At 71.8% G+C, this 2,977-nt stretch carries 2 protein-coding genes; one reads left to right on the top strand and one right to left on the bottom strand.

The genetic code is table 11. The features are described from left to right. Positions 1 to 101 precede the first annotated feature (101 nt). Positions 102 to 1,382, bottom strand: coding sequence for a geranylgeranyl reductase family protein (locus HY68_RS31175; RefSeq protein ID WP_041998118.1), 1,281 nt, complete (start codon positions 1,380 to 1,382; stop codon positions 102 to 104). Between the two features lie 174 nt (positions 1,383 to 1,556). On the opposite strand from HY68_RS31175, the gene HY68_RS31170 reads away from it, so the two are divergent. Further along, entirely contained in the window at positions 1,557 to 2,921 is a 1,365-nt protein-coding gene (locus HY68_RS31170) for a dipeptidase (protein ID WP_041998115.1), read from the top strand. Positions 2,922 to 2,977: the final 56 nt, after the last annotated feature.

Below are 2,977 nucleotides of genomic sequence, written 5' to 3'. Positions count from 1 at the left end.
AAGGAGCTCATGCGACAAGCAGTCCGGACACCCCCCTCCGCAGGACCCGGAACCCGGCACCGGTCAGCGACACCGCAACCCAGACCCGCAACGCCGGACGGCTAGTCCCGCGCTGGCGCGTCCATCGCTTCCGGCTGGACGGCTACCACCGTCGGGCCCGTCGGTTCCATCCTGCGGTCCAGGATGTTCAGCGCGCGCCTCGCCAGCGGGTGGGTCCTCACCAGGCCGCCCAGTGTGGTCGAGCCGCGTGCGATGTCGGCGAACGCGTTCCAGGCCGGGCGCAGACCGGTGATCGCGCCGTGCAGCAGGCCCGGGCGGCGCTCGAAGACGGCGAGCATCCGGCGGCCGACCGCCATCTCGACGCCCAGGCCCGCCTTGATGGCGAACGCGTAATTCAGCGCCTGGCGGCGGGCGTCCACCGCGTCGTGCGCCTCGGAGATCCGTACGGCCCACTCACCGGCCAGCCGCCCGGAGCGCAGCGCGAAGGAGATGCCCTCGCGGGTCCACGGCTCCAGCAGTCCCGCCGCGTCACCGCACACCAGCACCCGGCCACGGGACAGCGGCGAGTCGTCGCTGCGGCAGCGGGTGAGGTGCCCGGACGAGACGGAGGGCTCGAAACCGGCGAGGCCGAGCCGGGCGACGAAGTCCTCCAGGTAGCGCTTGGTCGCCGCGCCGTCGCCGCGCGCCGAGATCACGCCGACCGTGAGCGTGTCGCCCTTGGGGAAGACCCAGCCGTAACTGCCGGGCAGCGGGCCCCAGTCGATGAGTACCCGTCCGGCCCAGTCCTCGGCCACGGTGGGCGGTACGGGGATCTCCGCCTCCAGGCCGAGGTCGACCTGGTCCATCTTCACCCCGACGTGGGCTCCTATCCGGCTCGCGCTGCCGTCCGCGCCTACCACGGCGCGCGCCAGCAGCGTCTCGCCACTGGCCAGCACCACGGCGACCGTGCGGCGGTCGGGGACTCCCGGGCCGTGCTGCTCGACGCGGGCGACCGTCACGCCCGTACGGAGCACGGCGCCCGCCTTCTGCGCGTGCTCGACCAGACTCGCGTCGAAGTCCTGACGGTTGACGAGCCCGAAGAGCATCCGCTTCGAGCGGCGGGTGCGGGCCAGTTTGCCGTTCAACGAGAAGGTCACCGCATGCACCCGGTCCCTGAGCGGCAGCTCGAAGCCCGGGGGCAACGAGTCGCGCGAGGGGCCGATGATGCCGCCGCCGCACGTCTTGTACCGGGGCAACTCGGCCTTCTCCAGCAGCAGCACTTGGCGGCCGGCGACCGCCGCGGCATACGCCGCCGAGGCTCCCGCCGGTCCAGCGCCGACCACGACGACATCCCACACCGGCTCGTCGTGCTCGCTTCCGGCGTCTGCGTTCTCGCTGCTCACGATGTGCTTCTGCTCCTGATTCGACCGGTGGGCCTTACGACCTGCTACTTATCGAACGGCATCCTACGGCGCGGGCCGTCTCGACCCACTGTGGGAGGATCATGACTGACCTTTTGTCCCTGGGTCGTGTCCCCATTACACCTACCCAACGTCGTACCGACGAGGAGCGTGCCCATGCCTGCCGATCCGATCGCAGAAACAGTCGTCTCACTCATGCCCCGTGCCCGCACGGAGCTGTCGGAGCTGGTTGCCTTCCGATCGGTCGCGGATCCGGCGCAGTTCCCGAAGAGCGAGTGCGAGGCCGCCGCCGTATGGGTGGCCGACGCGCTGCGCGCCGAAGGGTTCCAGGACGTCGCCGTACTCGACACCCCTGACGGCACCCAGTCCGTCTACGGCCTGCTGCCCGGCCCGGCGGGCGCCCCGACCGTCCTGCTGTACGCGCACTACGACGTCCAGCCGCCGCTCGACGAGTCGGCCTGGCAGACACCGCCGTTCGAGCTGACCGAGCGCGACGGGCGCTGGTACGGCCGTGGCAGCGCCGACTGCAAGGGCGGCTTCGTGATGCATCTGCTCGCGCTGCGCGCCCTCAAGGCGGCCGACGGGGTGCCGGTCAACGTCAAGGTGATCGTGGAGGGTTCGGAGGAGCAGGGCGGCGGCGGGCTCGAACGGTACGCGGAGCAGCACCCGGAACTGCTCACGGCCGACGCCGTGGTGATCGGTGACGCGGGCAACTTCCGTGCCGGTGTGCCGACCGCCACGGCCACGCTGCGCGGCATGACGATGCTGCGCGTGCAGATCGACACCCTCGAAGGCAACCTGCACTCGGGCCAGTTCGGCGGGGCCGCCCCGGACGCGCTCGCCGCGCTCATCCGCGTCCTCGACTCGCTGCGCGCCGAGGACGGCTCAACCACCGTGGACGGGCTGCCCGGTACGGACGGGTGGACCGGACTCGACTACCCGGAGGCCGACTTCCGCGCGGACGCCAAGGTGCTCGACGGGGTCGGGCTGATCGGCGACGGGTCGGTCGCCGACCGGATCTGGGCGCGGCCCGCCGTGACCGTGCTCGGCATCGACTGCCCGCCGGTGGTCGGCGCGACCCCGTCCGTGCAGGCGAGCGCGCGTGCGCTGGTCAGTCTGCGGGTGGCGCCGGGACAGGACAGCGTCGAGGTGACGAAGCTGCTGACCGCGCACATCGAGAAGCACACGCCGTGGGGCGCCCGCGTGACGGTGGAACAGAGCGGCCAGGGCCAGCCGTTCCGGGCCGACACCACCAGCCCGGCGTACGCGGCCATGGCCGAGGCGATGGAGGTCGCGTACCCGGGCCAGCGGATGCAGATCGCCGGGCAGGGCGGCTCCATCCCGCTCTGCAACACCCTGGCCGAGCTGTACCCGAGCGCGGAGGTCCTGCTGATCGGGCTGAGCGAGCCCGACGCGCAGATCCACGCCGTGAACGAGAGCGTGTCGCCCGACGAGTTGCAGCGGCTCTCCATCGCGGAGGCGCACTTCCTCGTCAAGTACGCACAGTCGAAGAAGGTGTGACGGAGCGTCACGTCTGAACCGGCGTACCGCCCCCGGCCGGCGGGGGCGGTACGCCG

Source organism: Streptomyces sp. AcH 505 (genome assembly GCF_000818175.1).
In the GTDB taxonomy this organism is placed as follows: Bacteria; Actinomycetota; Actinomycetes; order Streptomycetales; family Streptomycetaceae; genus Streptomyces.
This window is presented reverse-complemented; position numbering and strand designations above follow the sequence as displayed.